Here is a 16,917-nt window from a genome sequence, read left to right as displayed (position 1 = left end):
GCGCTGGGTCCATCGCGCCGCGCCCTCCCCCGCCCGGCCCGGTACCGGGGCCGCCTGTCCCCCGCCGTTCCGGCCGGGGCCGGTTCCGTCGGGGCGGTGCCGGGCATGAAACGCCGATCAGGGGGTACGCGCGGCTGCGCGGTGCGACTCGGCCGGGAGTGAAGGAGTGCGGATGGCAGGCGGCACAGGGGTTTCGGGCCCCGCAGCGGGGACGTGTCCTTGCAGGTCGTCGCCGTTGAGAGCTTGATCACTTCCGCGTCCCGGCCCCGTACCGCGTGGCCCCCGGGGTGACCCCCGCCCCGGACGTCCGTACTTGTTGGAGGTACCCGTGCCCATTGCCCAGAACCCGCTGTCCGTCGAGGTGACGCTGCCCCGCGAGGATGTCGCCCTGCTCACGGTGGAGGGGTACTTGGACGTCGACACCGCGACCGAGTTCCAGCACCACCTGGCGAACCAGCTGCACCACGGCCGGCGCCACTTCCTGCTCGACCTGTCGGCCGTGCCCTTCATGGACTCCTCCGGCATGAACATCATCCTCCGCGTCTACCAGGAGGCCCGGGAACTGCCGGGGAGCGTGCACATCATCTCCCCCACGTCCGCGGTGCGCCGCATCCTGGACCTGACCGGGGTCAGCATCACGGTCCCCGTCTCGGAGAGCGTGGACGAGGCGCTGGAGCGCGTCGACGGGATGCGGGACGGGTCCGCCCCCCGGGAGGAACCCGAGGTCTGAGCGGACCGGCCCGGCGAGGACCGGGCACCTTTCGAGCAACACCACCACCCGACGGCGTGCCGCCGGCCGGTGCGGGCGGCCGGCGGCCGCACGGCCCGGTCGCCGCGCCGCGCACGGGGGACATCGAGACGACGAGGAGAAGACAGGTGCCGGAGCACGAGGCGGACGGGGCGCTCGGGACGCCGTCGCACGAGGTCGCGGACTTCCTGCGGCGACGACGGGAGCAGATCGCCCAGCGGTGGGCGGACGAACCCCTGTTCCGTACGGTGTTCACCGTCTCGCGGGACGAGGCCGTCGAGGCGGGCCGCACGGTCGTGGACGCCCTGGCCGAGGTCGCGGAGGCCGGGAAGGTCGAGGACCCGGACGCGGCGGGGTTCAGCGGGGTGCGTGAGCAGCTCGCCCGGATGGGGGCGTCCCGGTCGCGTGCCGGGCTGTCCTCGACGCAGGTGTCGGCGGAGCTGTCCGCCCTCTGGCCGCCGGCCGAGAACCTGCTGGTCGCGGACCTGGAGCAGGCGGAGCCCGAGCGGCTGCGGAGCTGCTCGACCACGCTGAGCCGGCTGATGGGGACGCTGCGACTGGTCGCGATGCAGACGGCGCTGACCGAGGGGCAGGCGCTCATCGACCGGCAGCGGCTGCAGCTGATGGAGGTCGCGACGCCGGTGATCAAGCTGTGGGACGGGATCGTGGCGGTCCCGCTCATCGGCACGCTGGACAGCGCGCGCAGCCAGGTCGTGATGGAGACCCTGCTGGACGCGGTGGTAGAGCAGCGCGCCCGGTTCGCAATCCTCGACATCACCGGGGTCCCCACCGTCGACTCGCTGGTGGCCCAGCACCTGATGAAGACCGTCGCGGCGGCCCGGCTGATGGGCGCGGAGTGCGTGGTCTCCGGCATCCGGCCCGCCATCGCGCAGACCATGGTCCACCTCGGGCTGGACCTCGGTTCGGTCCTCACCCGGGCGAGCCTCGCCGACGCGCTGGGCTACTGCCTGCACGAGCTGGGCGCCGACATCGTGGCCGCGTCCCCGACGGCCGAGGGGCGGCGGTGAGCGAGTACCCGTCGCGCAGCGCGCCCGGCCAGGTCGCCGTGCCGGTCCTCCGGCTCGGCGACATCCTGCTGGTCACCCTCCAGGGCGACCTGTACGACAGCACCGCCCAACAGCTCCAGCAGGACCTGGCGGAGACCATCGTGCGCAGCGGGGTCACCGGGGTCGTCATCGACATCTCCGGCGTGGAGATGATCGACTCCTTCCTGGGGCGGGTGCTCGCGGAGATCGCGGCGCAGACCGAACTGCTGGCCGCGCGCACGGTCGTGGCCGGCATGCGGCCGGCGGTCGCCATCACCCTGGTGGAGCTGGGGCTGACGCTGCCCGGCCTGCGCACGGCGCTGAGCACGGAGGTCGCGCTGGAGATGCTCTCGCAGCCGGTCGTACGGTCCCGTCCGGGCGGCAGGCGCGGGGAGGGCGCGTAATGGACACGTCGGCAGGCGTGGACGCCTGCTTGCCGATCCGGACGGACATGGATCTGGCGTGGGTGCGCCAGCACGTGCGGCAGTCGGCCGCCGCGCTCGGGTTCGGGCTGGTGGACCAGACGAAGCTGGTCACCGCCGCCAGCGAGCTGGCCCGCAACACGCTGGTGCACGGCGGGGGCGGCCGGATGGAGAGCTCCGCGATCACCACCGCGGGCGTCGCCGGGCTGCGGCTGGTCTTCATCGACGAGGGCCCGGGCATCGCGGACCTGGACCGGGCCCTCAGCGACGGCTACACCTCGGGCGACGGCCTGGGCATGGGCCTGGGCGGGGCCCGGCGCCTCGTGCACGACTTCGCGGTGGACAGCTCCCCCGGGTCCGGGACCACCGTGCGGGTGACATCCTGGGTGTCCGGGCCTCCCCGGACGCGGGAGGACGTCTGATGCCGCGCGTGTGGGAGGTGCCGGTGCGGGACTCGACCCGGGTGCGGGACGCCCGCGTCGCCGCCGAGGAGGCGGCCGCGGTGGCCGGGCTGGACGAGCGCCGGACCGCCGCGGCGGCGCTGGTGGCGACCGAGCTGGCCACGAATCTGCTGAAGTACGCGGAGGGCGGGACGATGCTGATCGACGTGGTGGATCCGCCCGTGCTGCCGGAGGGGCCCGCGGCCCGGTCCGTGCAGATCGCCGCCCTCGACCACGGGCCGGGCATACCGGACGTGCCCGCGGCCCTGCGGGACGGGTACACCACGACCCGTTCCCTGGGGGCGGGGCTGGGCACCTGCCGGCGTCTGGCCGACGACTTCGCCCTGCACAGCGCGCCGGGCCGGGGCACCGTGGCGGTGGCCCGGCTGACCCGCGGCCCGGCCCCCGGTGCGGCCGGGCGGTCCCCCGGCCCGCACGCCGGTCCCGGCGGCAACGGGGAGTGGCGGGCGGCGGGCGTGCGGGCCGGGGGCGTGAACGTCCCCTACGCCTCGGCCACCCATTCCGGGGACGCGTGGGCCTGGCACCGCAGCGGCGACCGCTGCACCCTGCTGCTCGCCGACGGGCTGGGGCACGGCACCCAGGCCGCGCGGGCCTCGACGGCCGCGGTGGAGGCGCTGCGGCAGTGGGCGCACCTGCCGCCCGGCGAGATCCTGGGCCGGCTGCACGAGGCGCTCACCGGGACCCGGGGGGCCGCCGTCGCGGTCGCCCAGGTGGACACCCGCACCGAGCGGCTGCGGTTCTCCGGGATCGGCAACGTGGGGGCCCGGCTGCGCGAGGGCGACCGGTGGCGGGCCCTGCTGTCACGACCCGGCATCGTCGGCGTCCACCGCCCGGGCCGGGTACGGGAGGACGACCTGCCCTGGACCGGTGACAGCCTGCTGATCCTGCACACCGACGGTCTGCCCAGCCGCTGGAGTCCCGCCCCGGACGCCGGCCGCCCGCCGGCCGACCCGGCGGTGACCGCCGCGGTGACGGTCCGGGACGCGAGCAGTTCCGCGCTGCCGGTCCGGGACGACACCGCGGTGGCCGTCCTCGCCCCCGACCCCCCGGACCGCCCATGACCCGGACCTGGCCGGTCTCCGGCCCCGCCGACGCGGCCGGCGCGCGGGCCGCCGTGACGCGGGCCGCCGCGCGGTGCGGCGTGCCGGCGGTCGAACGGGCCCGGCTGGCGGCGTCGCTCACCGGCCGGCTGCGGCACTGCCTGGCCAAGGGCGGCACCTGGGTGCTCACCCTGGAGCTGCCGTCCACCGGTCCGGCCGCGGGTTCGCTGCGCGTGGTGGTGACGCCGCCGCGGGACCTCGTCGCGGCCGGGGAGATCCCGTGGGAGGCGGCGGTCACCGCGCCCGACGCCGCGCAGGCCGCGGGCACCGGGGCGGAGGGGGCCGTCGACCTGGCCGAGGCGCTGCTGGACGCCGACGAGGACACGGCCGCGGTGCTGGACGAGCTGACCGCGCAGGAGGCGCTGGTCGCCTTCCACCGGGAGGAACTGCACCAGACCAACCAGGGCGTGCTCGCGCTGCACGCCGAGCTGGACGCCGCCGGGCGGGCGCAGCGCACGGCGTTCGCGGCCGAGCGCAGGGCGCGCAAGGAGGCGGAGAACGCCCGCCGCCGGCTGACGTTCCTGGCGGACGCGAGCGCCGTGCTGAACGCCTCGCTGAACCTCGACGAGATCGTGCGCCGGCTGCCGGAGCTGCTGGTGCCGTCGTACGCCTCGTGCGTCGACGTGTGGCTGTTCGACGACGAGAGCGAGCAGGTGCACCCGGCGTCGCACGCCGCCGCCGCGGTCCGCGCCGCCCGCACCGGGCGCCCGCAGTACGCGGCGTCCCACCCCGGCGGGCTGCCGGGGGTCGACGACCATCCCCCGTCGGCGCTCGACCCGCGGCGGCCGCTGCTGTGCGTGCCGCTGCTGACGCGCCAGGCCCCGCTGGGCGTGCTGACCCTGTCGCCGCCCGGGGAACGCTGGGCGCCCGACGACGCGGTCATGCTGATCGAGCTCGCCCGGCGGGCCAGCATCGCCCTGGACAACGCGCGGCGCTTCGAGCACAACCGGGACATCGCCCAGACCCTGCAGCGCGCCCTGCTGACCGAGCTGCCGCACATCCCCCGGCTGAGCCTCGCCGCGCGCTACCTGCCGGCCACCCACGGGCTGAACATCGGCGGTGACTGGTACGACGCGTTCCGGGGCCCGGACGGCAGCCTGATCACCGTGGTCGGTGACGTGACGGGGCACGGGCTGCACGCGGCGGTGATGATGAGCCAGCTGCGCACCGCGCTGCGGGCCTACGCCGTCGACGGCAGCAGCCCGGGCCGGCTGCTGACCCGGCTGCACCAGTTCCTGCACCACCTCCAGCCGGACCTGTTCGCCACCGCGGTCATCGCGCGGTTCCACCCGGACGAGCCGACGCTGACGTGGGCCGCCGCCGGCCATCCGCCGCCGGTGCTGCGGCTGCCCGACGGGCGGGTGCGCATCCTGGACGCCAAGCCGGGCGCGATGCTCGGCATCCCGCTGCACCAGGAGATCGCCGACCACACCGAGCCGCTGGCGCCCGGGTCGACGCTGGCGCTGTACACCGACGGGCTGGTGGAGCGGCGCGCGCAGGGCATAGACCCGGGCATCGCGCGGCTGTCGGCGGTGCTCGGCTCGCTCCGCGGCGGCGAGCTGGACGCCGATCCGGACGCGTCCGCGGACCGGCTGCTGAGCCCGCTGCTCAGCGATTCCGAGCGCGACGACGACATCTGCCTGCTGCTCTGTCACCTGCACGGCTGAACGACGGCGGCCGGACCGTCCCCGGCGCCCGGTCCCGCCACGCCGTGCGGACCGGCGCCCTGCCCCCGCCGCCTGCCGCCCTCTCCCGGTGCGCCCGGGCGTGCCTGCGGGCATCGTGGTGCGATACGGGGGCACGCGAAGGGCGTCGACGTACGAGGCAGGACACACGCAGCGGGAGAGGGATGACCACCGTGACTCGACCCAGGATCCTGGTTGTGGGCGCAGGCTTCGCCGGCGTGGCGTGCGTCCGGCGGCTCGAACGCAGGCTGGCGCCGCACGAGGCGCGCATCACGCTGGTGACGCCGGTCTCCTACCAGCTCTATCTGCCGCTGCTGCCCCAGGTCGCCTCCGGGGTGCTGACCCCGCAGTCGGTCGCGCTGTCGCTGCGCCGGAGCACCAAGTACCGCACCCGGATCATCCCGGGCGGCGCCATCGGCGTGGACCTGCGGGCGAAGGTGTGCGTCATCCGCACCATCACCGACGAGATCGTCAACGAGCCGTACGACTACATCGTGCTGGCTCCCGGCAGCGTCACCCGGACCTTCGACATCCCGGGGCTGACGGACCACGCCTTCGGCATGAAGACGCTGGCCGAGGCCGCGTACATCCGGGACCACGTGATCGCCCAGCTCGACCTCGCCGACGCCAGTCACGATCCGGCCGAGCGCGCCTCCCGGCTGCAGTTCGTGGTGGTCGGCGGCGGCTACGCCGGAACCGAGACGGCGGCCTGCCTGCAACGGCTGACGCACGCCGCCGTCGAGCGCTACCCGCGGCTGGACCCGGGCCTGATCAAGTGGCACCTGATCGACATCGCCCCGAAGCTCATGCCGGAGCTGGGCGAGAAGCTGGGCCGCAGCGCGCTGGAGATCCTCACCCGGCGGGGCATCGAGATCTCGCTCGGGGTGTCCATCGCGAAGGCGGGCCCGGAGGAGGTCACGTTCACCGACGGCCGGGTGGTGCCCACGCGCACGCTGATCTGGACCGCCGGGGTGGTGGCCAGCCCGCTCATCGCCACGCTCGGCGCCGACACCGTCCGGGGACGGCTGGCGGTCACCGCGGAGATGACCCTGCCGGGCTACGACGGCGTGTTCGCGCTCGGCGACTCGGCGGCGGTGCCCGACCTGGCGAAGGGCGAGGAGGGCGCCGTCTGCCCGCCGACCGCCCAGCACGCCCACCGCCAGGGCAGGACGGTGGCCGACAACGTCATCGCGACCCTGCGCGGCCAGCCGCTGCGCCGCTACACCCACCACGACCTGGGGCTCGTGGTGGACCTCGGCGGCACCGACGCCGTCTCCAAGCCGCTGGGCGTCGAACTGCACGGGCTGCCCGCGCAGGTGGTGGCCCGCGGGTACCACCTGGGGGCGCTGCGGACCGGGGTCGCCAAGACGCGGGTGCTGACGAGCTGGATGCTCAACTCGGTGGCGGGCGACGACTTCGTCCGCATGGGTTTCCAGGCGCGCAAACGCGCGAAGCTGCGGGACTTCGAGTTCACGGACGCCTATCTGACGCCGGAGCAGGTGCGGGCCCACGTCGAGGAGGAGGGCCGCCCGGTACGGTGATCCGGACGGCGGTCCGGACGGTGCGGCGGAGCGGCCGGGTTCCGGTCCGCCGCGGGTGACAGGAGAGAGTGCGGGGGCGTGAAGGCTGCGGGACGACCGGCGCGGACCGGGCTGCGGGAGCGCTTCGTGGCGTCCGACCCGGGGCTGCTGCGCCTGACGGGCGCGCTGCGGACGGTGGGGGCCCTCGCCCTCACCCTGGCCGTGCTGGGCCTCGCGGGCGCGTCGACCAGCCTCATGGTGGCCGGCGCCATCTCCGCGATGGTCTCCACCTTCTCCATCCGGGAGCGGCAGCGACCGGCCCAGGCGGTCACCCTGGCCCTCGGTCTGCCGGTGGCCCTCGCGTCCGTGTCGCTGGCGGCGCTGCTCAGCGAACGGGTCGTGGTGGGCGACCTGTGCTTCGTCGTCCTGATCTTCTGCGCGGTCTACGGGCGGCGGTTCGGCGACCGCGGGACGGCGCTGGGGCTGATCGCCTTCCAGGTCTACTTCCTGTCCCTGTTCGTGGGCGCGGAGCCCGGTGGGCTGCCCGGCCTGTGGGCGGCCATCGCCGTGGCGTTCGCGTGCAGCGCCCTGGCGCGGTTCGCCCTGTTCCCGGTGACGCCGACGGGCCTGATGGGGCGGCTGCGCGACGCCTTCCGGGCGCGGCTGGCGCGACTGGTGACCGCCCAGCTGACGCTGCTCGACGCCACCCCGGAGCAGGCCGACAAGGCACTGGAGGACATGCGCGAGGGCACCGCCCGGCTGCACGAGACCGCCCTGATGATCCAGTCCCGGCTGGAGGAGGGCACCCCGGACGAGTCGGCGGCCCGGCTGGTGCAGCGCCGCATCGCGGAGGCGGAGATCGCCGCCGAGCGGCTCGGCCTGCTGCTGCTGTCGGCGCGCAGCGCCCAGCGGGCGGACACCCTCACCCTGCACCTGCCGGGCGCGCCGGCTCCCGAGGTGGGCCGGCTGCCGGGACCGGACGAGGCCGTGGCGTCCCTGCGCCGGGACCTGCTGGCGCTGCGCACCCTGATCCTGCACACCGGGACGCAGGGGACCGCGGTGGCCCATCTGCGCAACCGGCTGCTCGCCTACCGCGACGAGGAGAACCTGCCGCCCGCCTCCCGCGCCGTCCAGGACGTCTTCCGGGCCGTCGGTGAGGCCGCGCGGGCCGTCATGGGGCTGCGGATCGCCCTGGACGGGCCGCAGGACGAGTCCGACGACACTCCCTCGACCGCCCGCTCCCGCGAGGAGCTGGACGCCGAGGACGCCGCCCTCGACGCCCCGGAGGAGCCCGGGGCGGAGGCGGAGGAGACGGGACTGCGGCGGCCCACCACCCGGGCCGCCGTGCAGGTGGCGGTGGGGTCGTCGCTCGCGATCGTGGGCGGCGAACTGCTGTCCGCGCACCGCTGGTACTGGGCGGTCCTCACCTGCTGGATCGTCTTCATCAACACCGCGTCGACGGGCGAGATCCTGGTCAAGGGCTACCGGCGGCTGCTGGGCACGGTGTTCGGGGTCGTCGCCGGGATCCTGCTGGCCGCGGTGGTGGGCCGCAACACGTGGGCGGCGTTCGCGCTGGTCCTGCTGCTGATCTTCGCGATGTTCTACACGGCGCCGCTGTCGTACACGCTGATGTCGTTCTTCGTGACGGCGATGCTGGGCCTGCTGTACACGCTGCTGCACACCTACAGCTGGGAGGTGCTGGTGCTGCGGCTGGAGGAGACGGCGCTGGGGGTGGCCTGCGGGGTGGTCGCCGCGGTCCTGGTCCTGCCGATCCGCACCGACCGGCGGACCAACGAGCTGCTGGGCACCGTGCTGGATCGGCTCGCCGAGGTGACGGAGGCGGCCGCCGCGCAGCTCAGCGGCGGGGACGTGACGGACCTGCTGGAGAAGGCGCGGGAGCTGGACCAGGCGCTGGGCGACCTGCGTTCGGCCACCAAGCCGCTCACCCACCCGGTCACCCCGATGCGGGCCCGGCGCGCCAACGCGCGGTACGTGGTGGCCCTCCTGGAGACCTGCGCCTACCACGCCCGGGCCCTGGCGGCGACGGCCGAGCTGCTGCCCGCCCACCCGTCCATCGCGGCGGACCCCCGGCTGAGCGGGGCGGCGGGGCGGACGGTGCGCAACATCCAGGCGATCGCCGCCCGGGTCGCGGAGGAGGACACCACCGCGAAGATCGAGACGGGTCCGAGCATCGCCTCGCTGCTGGAGGGGCTGGCCGCGGACGGCACCCCGCGGTTCGGCCGGGTCACCGACCGCGTGCTGCGGCACCTGCAGCGGCTGGACGAAGCCGTGGTGGGCCTCGCCCGCCCGCTGGAGGTGCCGCTCGCGCAGCAGGACCGGTGAGGACGGGGGCGCGTCGTCCGGGCGTGCCGACCGCCGGTGACCGCTCTCACGCGCCCTCCGGGGCGTACCCGCCGACCCTCGACGGCTCGGCGACGGCGCCGGCCCGGACGCCGGGTGGGTCGGCGGCCGGGCCGGGATCGGTACGGGGTCGGGGACGCGCGGTGGCGGTCGGTGCGGGGTCGGGCCGGTGCGGCACGGTCGGTCGGTGGGGGGCCGGCGCGGCGCCGGTCGTCCGGCCGGAGGGGCGGTCCGTGTCTCAGAAGTCGGTGGGCAGCCCGCTGGCGGCGGCGATCCCGCGCAGTTCCTCGTTCTGCCGGTGCCGGTCCCTGATGTAGTCGGCGATCTCTCCCAGGCGGGAGGGGTCGGCAGCGGTCTGGGCGTCGGTGACGACACGCACCGTGCCGGTGTCGTCCACCTCGAGTTCGACCACCTCGTTGTCCAGGCGGCCGGTGACGGCGGTCGCGATGACGAGGGCGGCCTCGTCGCGGACCTCCTGGGGCAGTTCGTCGTCCCCGCCGTCGAGGGCGAGGTCGAGGCCGGAGAGACGATGCTCCTCGATCGCCTCCAGGACCGGCTCCACCACACGGAGCAGAAGCCGGTAGTCCTCGGTGTCCATCCGGACGCGCAGGAGGTCGAGGTAGACGTCCACGGGCCGGCCTTCCGGGGGTATCTCGGATTCGCTCATGGCACACGGGTTCCCCACAAGCGGCCGGGCATACGGCCGCCGCCGCACCGGGGCGCGACGGCGGCGGCGGGACGGGGTCCGTCAGACGCGGCGCCAGCGGGCCAGGGCGAAGGAGAACACTCCGAACAGCACCAGTCCGGCGGCGACGGCCACCAGCAGCCACGGTCCCGCGGGGGTGCCGGCGAAGCTGCGCAGCGTGTCGTCGAGGCCCTTGGCCCGGTCGGGCTCGTAGTCGACGGCCGCCCGGACGGCGAACGCCCCGGCCGCGGCGAACACCAGACCGCGGGCGATGCCGCCGCCCACGCCGGTCACGTCCACCAGGGTCCGGGCGCGGCGGCTCAGCTCGCCCAGGCGGAGCTGGTCGTGGTACTTGCGGCGGGCGGCGCGCACGCCGATCCACACCCCGGCGCCGGCCACCACGGCGCCGCCCAGGGCGACCAGCCACGGTCCGGCGGGCAGTTCCAGGGCCCGGGCGGTGACGTCCCGGGACTGGCGGTCGCTCGAACCGCTGCCGTTGCCCCGGTCCAGGGCGAAGGCCAGGACCGAGAAGGCGACGAACGTGTAGAAGCCGCAGCGGCCGGCGGAGGTGAGCCGTTTGCGGGCCTTGCGGCCGTTCTTGCCGGCGGCGCCGAAGAGCGCTTCGGTCAGGCGCCACACGGCCATGCCGGCCAGGCCGATGCCGAGCGCCCACAGCAGGACGGCGCCGAACGGCTTGTCGGCGAGTTCGGCGAGGGCTCCGCCCCGGTCGGCCTGGCGTTCACCGTCGCCGAAGGCGATCCGCAGCGCCAGCACGCCGACCAGCAGGTAGATGACGCCCCGCGCGGTGAGGCCGGCGCGCGCGGCGCCTTCCCGTACCGAGCCGTTCGCGGCCCGCCGGGCGTCCGTGCGGCCTCTGCGGGCCAGCGTCCCCATGTTCATGTGTGCCCCCCACGTCGTTCCTGCGGCCCCGCTCCGGAGCCTCGCTTCGAGATGCCGGCAGACCTGCGGATGCCCCGGTCCGCGGCGCGCACACGTGGGGCGCCGGACGGCGGTCCGGCGCCCCGTGTGGCGGACGTCCGCGCTCTCAGTCGGCGGCCAGGGCCGCGGGGCGGGGCCGGGCCGCGTCGACCGCGGGGCGGGGCCGGGCCACGTCCGCGGTGCTTCCGAGCCACTGGTGCGCGGTCTCCAGAGCCTGGCGCACGTCCCGGGTGCCCGTGGACACGCACAGCGTGTAGGCGAGGTCGCGCAGCCGGGGGTTCGGCCCGGCGGGGCCCGGGAGGGTGTCGGCGCCCACGAGGGCCTCGTACTCGTCGACGAGACGGCGCAGCACGACGGGGTGTGGCTTCAGCATGGGTTTCGTTCTCCGGTCCGGGGGACGAGGGCGTCCGTGTCGTACGGGGGGTGGGACGGGTCGCACGGGCCCCAGGGGCCACACGAGCCGCACGGGCCGCGCCGGGCGGTCCGTGCGGTGGTGCGAGTGGTCCGAGTGGTCCGTGCAGGAGGTGCGGACGGTGGTGCGGGGGTGGTGCTGGTGACCGGTCCGGGCGGGCGACGCGGTCGCTCGCCCGGCGGCCGCTCGGGAGGTCAGGCGCCGGGCGTCGGGCGCGTGGGGCCGTGGCGGTGCCCCATCGCCTCGGCGCGCACCCGGGCGCAGCTGCGGCTGATCAGGCGGGAGACGTGCATCTGGGAGATGCCCAGCCGGTCGGCGATGCGGCTCTGGGTCATGTCCTCGAAGAACCGCATGTAGAGGATGGCGCGCTCGCGCTCGGGGAGACGGCGCAGGCCCTCCTTGGCCGACTCGCGGTCGATGACCGTGTCGTAGGAGCCGTCCGAGGCGCCGAGCGTGTCGGCCAGGCTGTAGCCGTCGTCCTCGGTGGACAGCTCGGCGTCGAGGGACAGGGTGCTGAAGCTCTCCAGCGCCTCGATCCCGGCCCGGACCTCGTCCTCGGTCAGCCCGGTGTGGGCGGCGAGGTCGGCGACGGAGGGCTCTGGGCTGCCGGGGTTCTGGGTCAGTTCGCGGCGGGCGACCCGGACCTTGTTGCGCAGTTCCTGCACCCGGCGCGGCACCCTGAGGGCCCACATGCGGTCCCGGAAGTGCCGCTTGACCTCGCCGGTGATGGTGGGGACGGCGTAGCTCTCGAAGGCTCCGCGGGACGGGTCGAAGCGGTCGATGGCCTTCACCAGGCCCAGCGCGGCGACCTGGCGCAGGTCCTCGACGGACTCGCCGCGGTCGCGGAAGCGGCCGGCGATGCGGTGCGCCATGGGCAGCCACGCGGTGACGAGCTCGTCGCGCACGGCGTCCCGCTCCGGCCCGTCCTCCAGGACGGCCAGGCGGCTGAACAGGGCGGCGGTGTCAGGGGCGTCGTCGTGCCGCCTGCGGGCGCGGGCCGTCTCGGTGGGCTGGGTCGCGGGGCGGCCGGCCGGGGTGTCTATGAGCATTGCGGTATCGCTCCCGAGCGGTGGTTGGGGGGTTCTACCGCGGGACGCGGACGCCGGGACACCCGGAGGGAGTCCACAGCAGTCACAGCGGTCCCGCTGGCGCGCCTCCGGTCCGAAGCACGAAACTCCGGTTGCCCCGCCCGCAAACGAACAAACACACCTGTGCCGGACAATCGTCGGAAGCGTTCCGGAGCCTGGTGACGCCGGGCCGGGACGTCAGGAGAGGGGCACCACGGCGGTGATGCACTTGCCGCCGGTGGGCAGGTCGGCGACGAGCACGTCGCGCGAGAGGCGGCAGACGATGGGCCAGCCGTGGCCGCCGGGCCGTCGGCCGCCGCGGGCCCGCTCGGCCGCGGTGCGGGTGACCGGCAGCTCGTCGCTGCGGTCGCTCACCGAGACGCGGACCGACGGTCCGGTGACGTCGACCCGGACCTCGGTGACGCCGCCGCCGTGCAGGATGGCGTTGGTGGTCAGTTCGGACGCGACGAGCAGCGCGTCCGAGAGGGCGTCGGCGTCGCACGGCGCGTGGGTGGTCCGGCACTGCTCGGACACCGCGCGGGCGACGGCTTCCCGGACGTCGCCCGGCCGGCACGGTGACGTGCGCCGGACCGGGCCGTCGTCCGGCGGATCGGCAACGGGCAGGGTGGTCTGCGCCTCTCGCATCCTCGGGCTCCTGGTTCTCGGTCGGATCGGCGGCCCGCCCGGTCGGACAGATGCCGCGTACTTCCTTTTTCGGCTCACCTGTCCCGGTGGCGGCAAACCTCCCGGCCCCCATCCGGGCGCCGCTGTCATGCGGTCGGCAGGCCGGGGTACCCGGCCCGACATGGCGGATGTGGTGGACTCGGACGAACTGTTGCGGCGCATCCAGCGGGCGCGGGCCTGCGCGGCGCGGGAGGAACGGGCCCTGCGGTCCGGGGACGACTCCGGGGCGGGCGGCGGCACGGGCGCCGGCGACACCGAGGCCCGCAGGGTGGCCTACGAGGTCGTCCTGCGCGTGCTGGACGAGATCCTCACCCCGGGCCGGCGCGACGTGCGCGACTGAGTCGGCACCGCGGACGGCGCGAGGGCGACGGCCGCGAGCGCGGACGGCGGCGGGAGCGGCCCGGAGCGCCGCGGGCGCGGCCAGCAGCGGACGGCGACCAGGGCGGTGGCGGGGATCGCGGACGACGGCGGGCGCGGCAGCGGCGACCGCGGGCGGCGGGGCGAGCCGCGCTCCCGAGCGCGGCAGGGCGGAATGGCTCCGTGCGGCTCGGGCACCCGGCGGGCATGACTGCCGACCACCACCGGGCGCCGGTTCTCGAAGCGTTGCAGGAGTACCGCCGTACGGGGCAACTGTCCTTCACACCCCCGGGGCACAAGCAGGCCCGTGGCGCCGATCCGGCGGTGCGCGAGGTCCTCGGCGACGCGGTGTTCCTCGGCGACGTGCTGGCGATCGGCGGCCTGGACGACCGGCTCACCCGGGGCCGCGTGCTGCAGCGGGCCCAGGAGCTGATGGCGGACGCGGTCCACGCCGACCACACCTTCTTCAGCACCTGCGGCAGCTCCCTGTCGGTCAAGGCGGCCATGCTCACGGTGGCCGGGCCGCACGAGAAGCTGCTGATCGGGCGGGACGCCCACAAGTCCGTGGTGTCCGGCCTGATCCTGTCCGGCATCGAACCGGTGTGGGTGGAACCCCGCTGGGACGCCGAGCGGCACCTCGCGCATCCACCGTCGGCCGCGGAGTTCGAGCAGGCGTTCGAAGCGCACCCGGACGCCCGCGGCGCGCTCATCACCAGCCCCACCCCGTACGGGGCCTGCGCCGACCTGGCGGCCGTCGCCGAGGTCTGTCACCGGCGCGCACGTCCACTGATCGTGGACGAGGCGTGGGGCGCCCACCTCCCCTTCCACCCTGACCTCCCGTCCTGGGCGATGGACGCGGGTGCCGACATCTGCGTGACCAGCATCCACAAGATGGGCAGTGGTCTGGAGCAGGGATCGGTCTTCCACCTGCGGGGGGAGCTGGTGACACCGGCGCTGCTCGGGATCCGGGCCGACCTCCTCGACACCACGAGCCCCTCGGTCCTGATCCACGCCGGCCTGGACGGCTGGCGGCGGCAGATGGCCCTGCGCGGCGAGGAGCTCATGGGCGCCGCGCTGGAGCTCTGCGGCGAGGTGCGGGCGGCGGTCGAGGAGATCGACGGGATGCATGTGAACGATCGCGCCGACTTCTGCGGGCCCGGCCGCGCCGACGACTTCGATCCGCTGCCCTGCGTCATCGACCTCGACGGACTGGGCGTCAGCGGGTACCGGGCGGCCGACTGGCTGCGTGAGCACCGCGGCGTCGACGCCCATCTGGTCGACCACCGCCGGATCGGCATGCAGATCACCCACGCCGACGACCGGGAGACGGCCGGTCAGCTGCTGTCCGCACTGAAGGACCTCTCGCAGGCGGCGCCGGATCTGACGCACGGGTCGCGGGTCGAGGTGCCCGACCCCGGCGAGCTGCGCCTGGAGCAGGTCCTGCTGCCGCGCGACGCGTTCTTCGGCCCGGCCGAGGAGGTTCCCGTCGGCGAGGCCGCCGGCCGGGTCGCGGCGGAGATGATCACGCCGTACCCGCCGGGCATCCCGGCGGTGCTGCCCGGCGAGCGGCTGACCGAGCCCGTACTGCGCTACCTGCGGACGGGGCTCGACGCGGGCATGTTCCTGCCCGACCCGACGGAGCCGTCCCTGGAGACCGTCCGGGTCGTCGACGAGCGTACGGGGTGACCGCCCTCGCACGGCCTGCGGCCCCCGCGGCCGGGCCGGGGCGGTCCGGAAACGGAACCCTCCGGACCCCGGCGCCACGGGAGTGAAACAGGTCACGTGACCGGGTTCCGGCTCCCCAAGTGGACGAGGGTTGGTTTATCCTTCATCTACGCGTGGTGACGGAGTCGACGCCCGGTCCTCCGGCACCACTTCGTACGGCCCTGGCTGGTTTCCCCCGTCCAGCCAGGGCTTTCTCATGCCCGCTCGGCGCACTCCCACCCGGACCCCTCACGTTCCCCGGCGCGCTCCGCACGCCCGGAGCGACTCCAATGGAAAGACGAACAAGAGGGGCAAAGGCGAACAAGACGGGTAAATACCCTGGAACCGCCCGTACGGCTAGGAGCGCCGCGTCATGACTCAAGCGATCAAACTCCTGACCGTCCTCCCTCCCGACCAGCGCGAGCGCCTGATGAGCCTCGCCCGGGAGGTCCACTTCCCCGAGGACGCCCGGATCTTCGAGGCGGGCGGCACCGCCGACCGCTTCTGGGTCCTCCGGTCCGGCGCCGTCTCGCTGGACCAGCGGGTCAACCACCTGCACCGCACGACGGTCGCCGGTCTCGGTGCGGGCGACCTGCTCGGCTGGTCCTGGCTCTTCCCCCCGTACCGCTGGGACTTCGGCGCCGTGGCCTTCAGCCAGGTGCGCGCCTACGAGTTCGACGCGGGGGCCGTGCTCGACCTGTGCGAGCAGGACCCGCGGCTCGGGCTGACCCTGGTGCGCGGGGTCGCGGAGATCCTCGCCCAGCGGCTGGAGATGACCCGCGGCCTGCTGCTGGAACAGTACGCGCTGCACCGGCGGGGCGTGGTGCCGTAGCCCGGACCGGCCGGGCCGAAGCCGCGCCCCCGTGTCGCAAGCGCGGCCCCCGGCAGCGGGCGGGCGGCGCCGGCACCGGCACCGGTGCGGCGACGGCCCGCCGATGCGGGACGCGCCGTCCGGCCCGCCTGTCGTACCGCGCCTCCCCTCGGCGGCCCGCGCCCCGGAGGTGCCGTGGAGGCCGGGCACGGTCCGGCCACTCCGGCCCGTTCAGGCGCCGGCCAGCAGGCTCGCCCCCAGGACGATCATGGTCGCGGCGACCAGGCCGTCCAGCACCCGCCAGGCGGCGGGACGCGCCAGGAAGCGGCTCAGCAGCCGGGCACCGAAGCCAAGCGCGGCGAACCAGCAGACACTGGCCAGCACGGCACCCAGGCCGAAGGTCCAGCGCAGCGGACCGTGGTCGGCGGCCACCGAGCCCAGCAGGAACACGGTGTCCAGGTACACGTGAGGGTTCAGCCAGGTCAGCGCGAGGCAGGTGAGCACCGCCGCGCGGCGCGAGCCGGCCGCCTCCCCCTCGGTCCGCAGCCCCTCCGCCTCCGGCCGGACGACCCGGCGCGCCGCCAGGGCGCCGTAGCCGAGCAGGAACAGTCCGCCGATCCAGCCCACCGCTGTCAGGGCCCCCGGCCACGCGACCACCACCGCGCCGACGCCCGCCACGCCCAGGGCGATCAGGGCGGCGTCGGACAGGGCGCAGATGCCGACGACGGCGAGGACGGCGTGGCGGCGGACTCCCTGGCGCAGCACGAAGGCGTTCTGGGCGCCGATGGCCACGATCAGGGACAGTCCGGTGCCGAAGCCGGCGGCGGCGGTGGTGAGGCTGCTGGTCATGGGAAAGACGCTAGTCGCGGGGGGTGTGTGCAGTACACCTAAGGATTCTTACGTACCCTTAGGAAT

Annotated in this window: 17 protein-coding genes; 11 read left to right on the top strand and 6 right to left on the bottom strand. The window is 75.1% G+C overall.

All coding sequences use genetic code 11. The features are described from left to right. Positions 1–328: 328 nt before the first annotated feature. The 8 genes from AC02VZ_RS15865 (at position 329) to AC02VZ_RS15830 (ending at position 9,325) form a co-directional block, all read left to right on the top strand. Complete coding sequence (locus tag AC02VZ_RS15865) at positions 329–730, top strand: STAS domain-containing protein (RefSeq protein ID WP_476475652.1); 402 nt, start codon at positions 329–331, stop codon at positions 728–730. 146 nt (positions 731–876) lie between these two features. Next, positions 877–1,776, top strand: a complete 900-nt coding sequence (locus tag AC02VZ_RS15860) for an STAS domain-containing protein (RefSeq protein WP_432057532.1) — start codon at positions 877–879, stop codon at positions 1,774–1,776. Continuing rightward, a complete protein-coding gene (locus AC02VZ_RS15855; RefSeq protein WP_432057531.1) occupies positions 1,773–2,198 on the top strand; it encodes an STAS domain-containing protein in 426 nt (141 codons plus the stop codon). The genes AC02VZ_RS15860 and AC02VZ_RS15855 overlap by 4 nt, the downstream gene beginning before the upstream one ends. Next, entirely contained in the window at positions 2,198–2,638 is a 441-nt protein-coding gene (locus AC02VZ_RS15850) for an anti-sigma regulatory factor (RefSeq protein ID WP_432057530.1), read from the top strand. The genes AC02VZ_RS15855 and AC02VZ_RS15850 overlap by 1 nt, the downstream gene beginning before the upstream one ends. Beyond that, positions 2,638–3,738 (top strand): anti-sigma regulatory factor, encoded by a 1,101-nt coding sequence (locus AC02VZ_RS15845; RefSeq protein WP_432057529.1) that lies wholly within the window; start codon positions 2,638–2,640, stop codon positions 3,736–3,738. The genes AC02VZ_RS15850 and AC02VZ_RS15845 overlap by 1 nt, the downstream gene beginning before the upstream one ends. Then, complete coding sequence (locus AC02VZ_RS15840; protein WP_476475651.1) at positions 3,735–5,444, top strand: PP2C family protein-serine/threonine phosphatase; 1,710 nt, start codon at positions 3,735–3,737, stop codon at positions 5,442–5,444. The genes AC02VZ_RS15845 and AC02VZ_RS15840 overlap by 4 nt, the downstream gene beginning before the upstream one ends. Positions 5,445–5,626: 182 nt before the next feature. Further along, positions 5,627–7,003 (top strand): NAD(P)/FAD-dependent oxidoreductase, encoded by a 1,377-nt coding sequence (locus tag AC02VZ_RS15835; protein ID WP_432057527.1) that lies wholly within the window; start codon positions 5,627–5,629, stop codon positions 7,001–7,003. Between the two features lie 78 nt (positions 7,004–7,081). Beyond that, a complete protein-coding gene (locus AC02VZ_RS15830; RefSeq protein ID WP_476475650.1) occupies positions 7,082–9,325 on the top strand; it encodes an FUSC family protein in 2,244 nt (747 codons plus the stop codon). Positions 9,326–9,581: 256 nt separating this feature from the next. Here AC02VZ_RS15830 and AC02VZ_RS15825 read toward each other — a convergent pair whose 3' ends face one another. The 5 genes from AC02VZ_RS15825 to AC02VZ_RS15805 all read right to left on the bottom strand — a co-directional run bounded on the left by AC02VZ_RS15825 (position 9,582) and on the right by AC02VZ_RS15805 (position 13,091). After that, positions 9,582–10,010 carry a hypothetical protein gene (locus AC02VZ_RS15825; protein ID WP_476475649.1) on the bottom strand — a complete coding sequence of 143 codons (429 nt, stop codon included), beginning with the start codon at positions 10,008–10,010 and terminating at the stop codon, positions 9,582–9,584. Positions 10,011–10,091: 81 nt separating this feature from the next. Continuing rightward, positions 10,092–10,928: a DUF1206 domain-containing protein gene (locus AC02VZ_RS15820; RefSeq protein ID WP_476475648.1), complete on the bottom strand. Its 837-nt coding sequence runs from the start codon at positions 10,926–10,928 to the stop codon at positions 10,092–10,094. Positions 10,929–11,073: 145 nt separating this feature from the next. Continuing rightward, a complete protein-coding gene (locus tag AC02VZ_RS15815) occupies positions 11,074–11,340 on the bottom strand; it encodes a DUF5133 domain-containing protein (RefSeq protein WP_476475647.1) in 267 nt (88 codons plus the stop codon). A 233-nt stretch (positions 11,341–11,573) separates the two neighbouring features. Next, positions 11,574–12,428 (bottom strand): SigB/SigF/SigG family RNA polymerase sigma factor, encoded by an 855-nt coding sequence (locus AC02VZ_RS15810; protein ID WP_432057522.1) that lies wholly within the window; start codon positions 12,426–12,428, stop codon positions 11,574–11,576. A gap of 216 nt (positions 12,429–12,644) precedes the next feature. Further along, positions 12,645–13,091, bottom strand: coding sequence for an ATP-binding protein (locus AC02VZ_RS15805; protein ID WP_476475646.1), 447 nt, complete (start codon positions 13,089–13,091; stop codon positions 12,645–12,647). 160 nt (positions 13,092–13,251) lie between these two features. On the opposite strand from AC02VZ_RS15805, the gene AC02VZ_RS15800 reads away from it, so the two are divergent. From AC02VZ_RS15800 to AC02VZ_RS15790, 3 genes are all read left to right on the top strand, one after another. Beyond that, a complete protein-coding gene (locus tag AC02VZ_RS15800; RefSeq protein WP_476475645.1) occupies positions 13,252–13,470 on the top strand; it encodes a hypothetical protein in 219 nt (72 codons plus the stop codon). 224 nt (positions 13,471–13,694) lie between these two features. Further along, complete coding sequence (locus AC02VZ_RS15795; RefSeq protein ID WP_476475644.1) at positions 13,695–15,173, top strand: aminotransferase class I/II-fold pyridoxal phosphate-dependent enzyme; 1,479 nt, start codon at positions 13,695–13,697, stop codon at positions 15,171–15,173. Between the two features lie 391 nt (positions 15,174–15,564). Beyond that, positions 15,565–16,023 carry a cyclic nucleotide-binding domain-containing protein gene (locus AC02VZ_RS15790; RefSeq protein WP_432057519.1) on the top strand — a complete coding sequence of 153 codons (459 nt, stop codon included), beginning with the start codon at positions 15,565–15,567 and terminating at the stop codon, positions 16,021–16,023. Between the two features lie 210 nt (positions 16,024–16,233). On the opposite strand, the gene AC02VZ_RS15785 is transcribed toward AC02VZ_RS15790, so the two are convergent. Next, positions 16,234–16,851, bottom strand: coding sequence for a LysE/ArgO family amino acid transporter (locus tag AC02VZ_RS15785; protein WP_476475643.1), 618 nt, complete (start codon positions 16,849–16,851; stop codon positions 16,234–16,236). Positions 16,852–16,917: the final 66 nt, after the last annotated feature.

The organism is Streptomyces sp. 3-6, assembly GCF_056323165.1.
Note: the sequence above shows the minus strand (reverse complement) of the source record. Positions and strands in the feature narration are given on the sequence as shown.

Bases quoted from the DNA above. Each gene is read 5' to 3' on its own strand.
- AC02VZ_RS15850 (WP_432057530.1), top strand. From the start codon at position 2,198: ATGGACACGTCGGCAGGCGTGGACGCCTGCTTGCCGATCCGGACGGAC.
- AC02VZ_RS15845 (WP_432057529.1), top strand. From the start codon at position 2,638: ATGCCGCGCGTGTGGGAGGTGCCGGTGCGGGACTCGACCCGGGTGCGG.
- AC02VZ_RS15840 (WP_476475651.1), top strand. From the start codon at position 3,735: ATGACCCGGACCTGGCCGGTCTCCGGCCCCGCCGACGCGGCCGGCGCG.
- AC02VZ_RS15835 (WP_432057527.1), top strand. From the start codon at position 5,627: ATGACCACCGTGACTCGACCCAGGATCCTGGTTGTGGGCGCAGGCTTC.
- AC02VZ_RS15825 (WP_476475649.1), bottom strand. From the start codon at position 10,010: ATGAGCGAATCCGAGATACCCCCGGAAGGCCGGCCCGTGGACGTCTAC.
- AC02VZ_RS15820 (WP_476475648.1), bottom strand. From the start codon at position 10,928: ATGAACATGGGGACGCTGGCCCGCAGAGGCCGCACGGACGCCCGGCGG.
- AC02VZ_RS15815 (WP_476475647.1), bottom strand. From the start codon at position 11,340: ATGCTGAAGCCACACCCCGTCGTGCTGCGCCGTCTCGTCGACGAGTAC.
- AC02VZ_RS15810 (WP_432057522.1), bottom strand. From the start codon at position 12,428: ATGCTCATAGACACCCCGGCCGGCCGCCCCGCGACCCAGCCCACCGAG.
- AC02VZ_RS15805 (WP_476475646.1), bottom strand. From the start codon at position 13,091: ATGCGAGAGGCGCAGACCACCCTGCCCGTTGCCGATCCGCCGGACGAC.
- AC02VZ_RS15800 (WP_476475645.1), top strand. From the start codon at position 13,252: ATGGCGGATGTGGTGGACTCGGACGAACTGTTGCGGCGCATCCAGCGG.
- AC02VZ_RS15795 (WP_476475644.1), top strand. From the start codon at position 13,695: ATGACTGCCGACCACCACCGGGCGCCGGTTCTCGAAGCGTTGCAGGAG.
- AC02VZ_RS15790 (WP_432057519.1), top strand. From the start codon at position 15,565: ATGACTCAAGCGATCAAACTCCTGACCGTCCTCCCTCCCGACCAGCGC.
- AC02VZ_RS15785 (WP_476475643.1), bottom strand. From the start codon at position 16,851: ATGACCAGCAGCCTCACCACCGCCGCCGCCGGCTTCGGCACCGGACTG.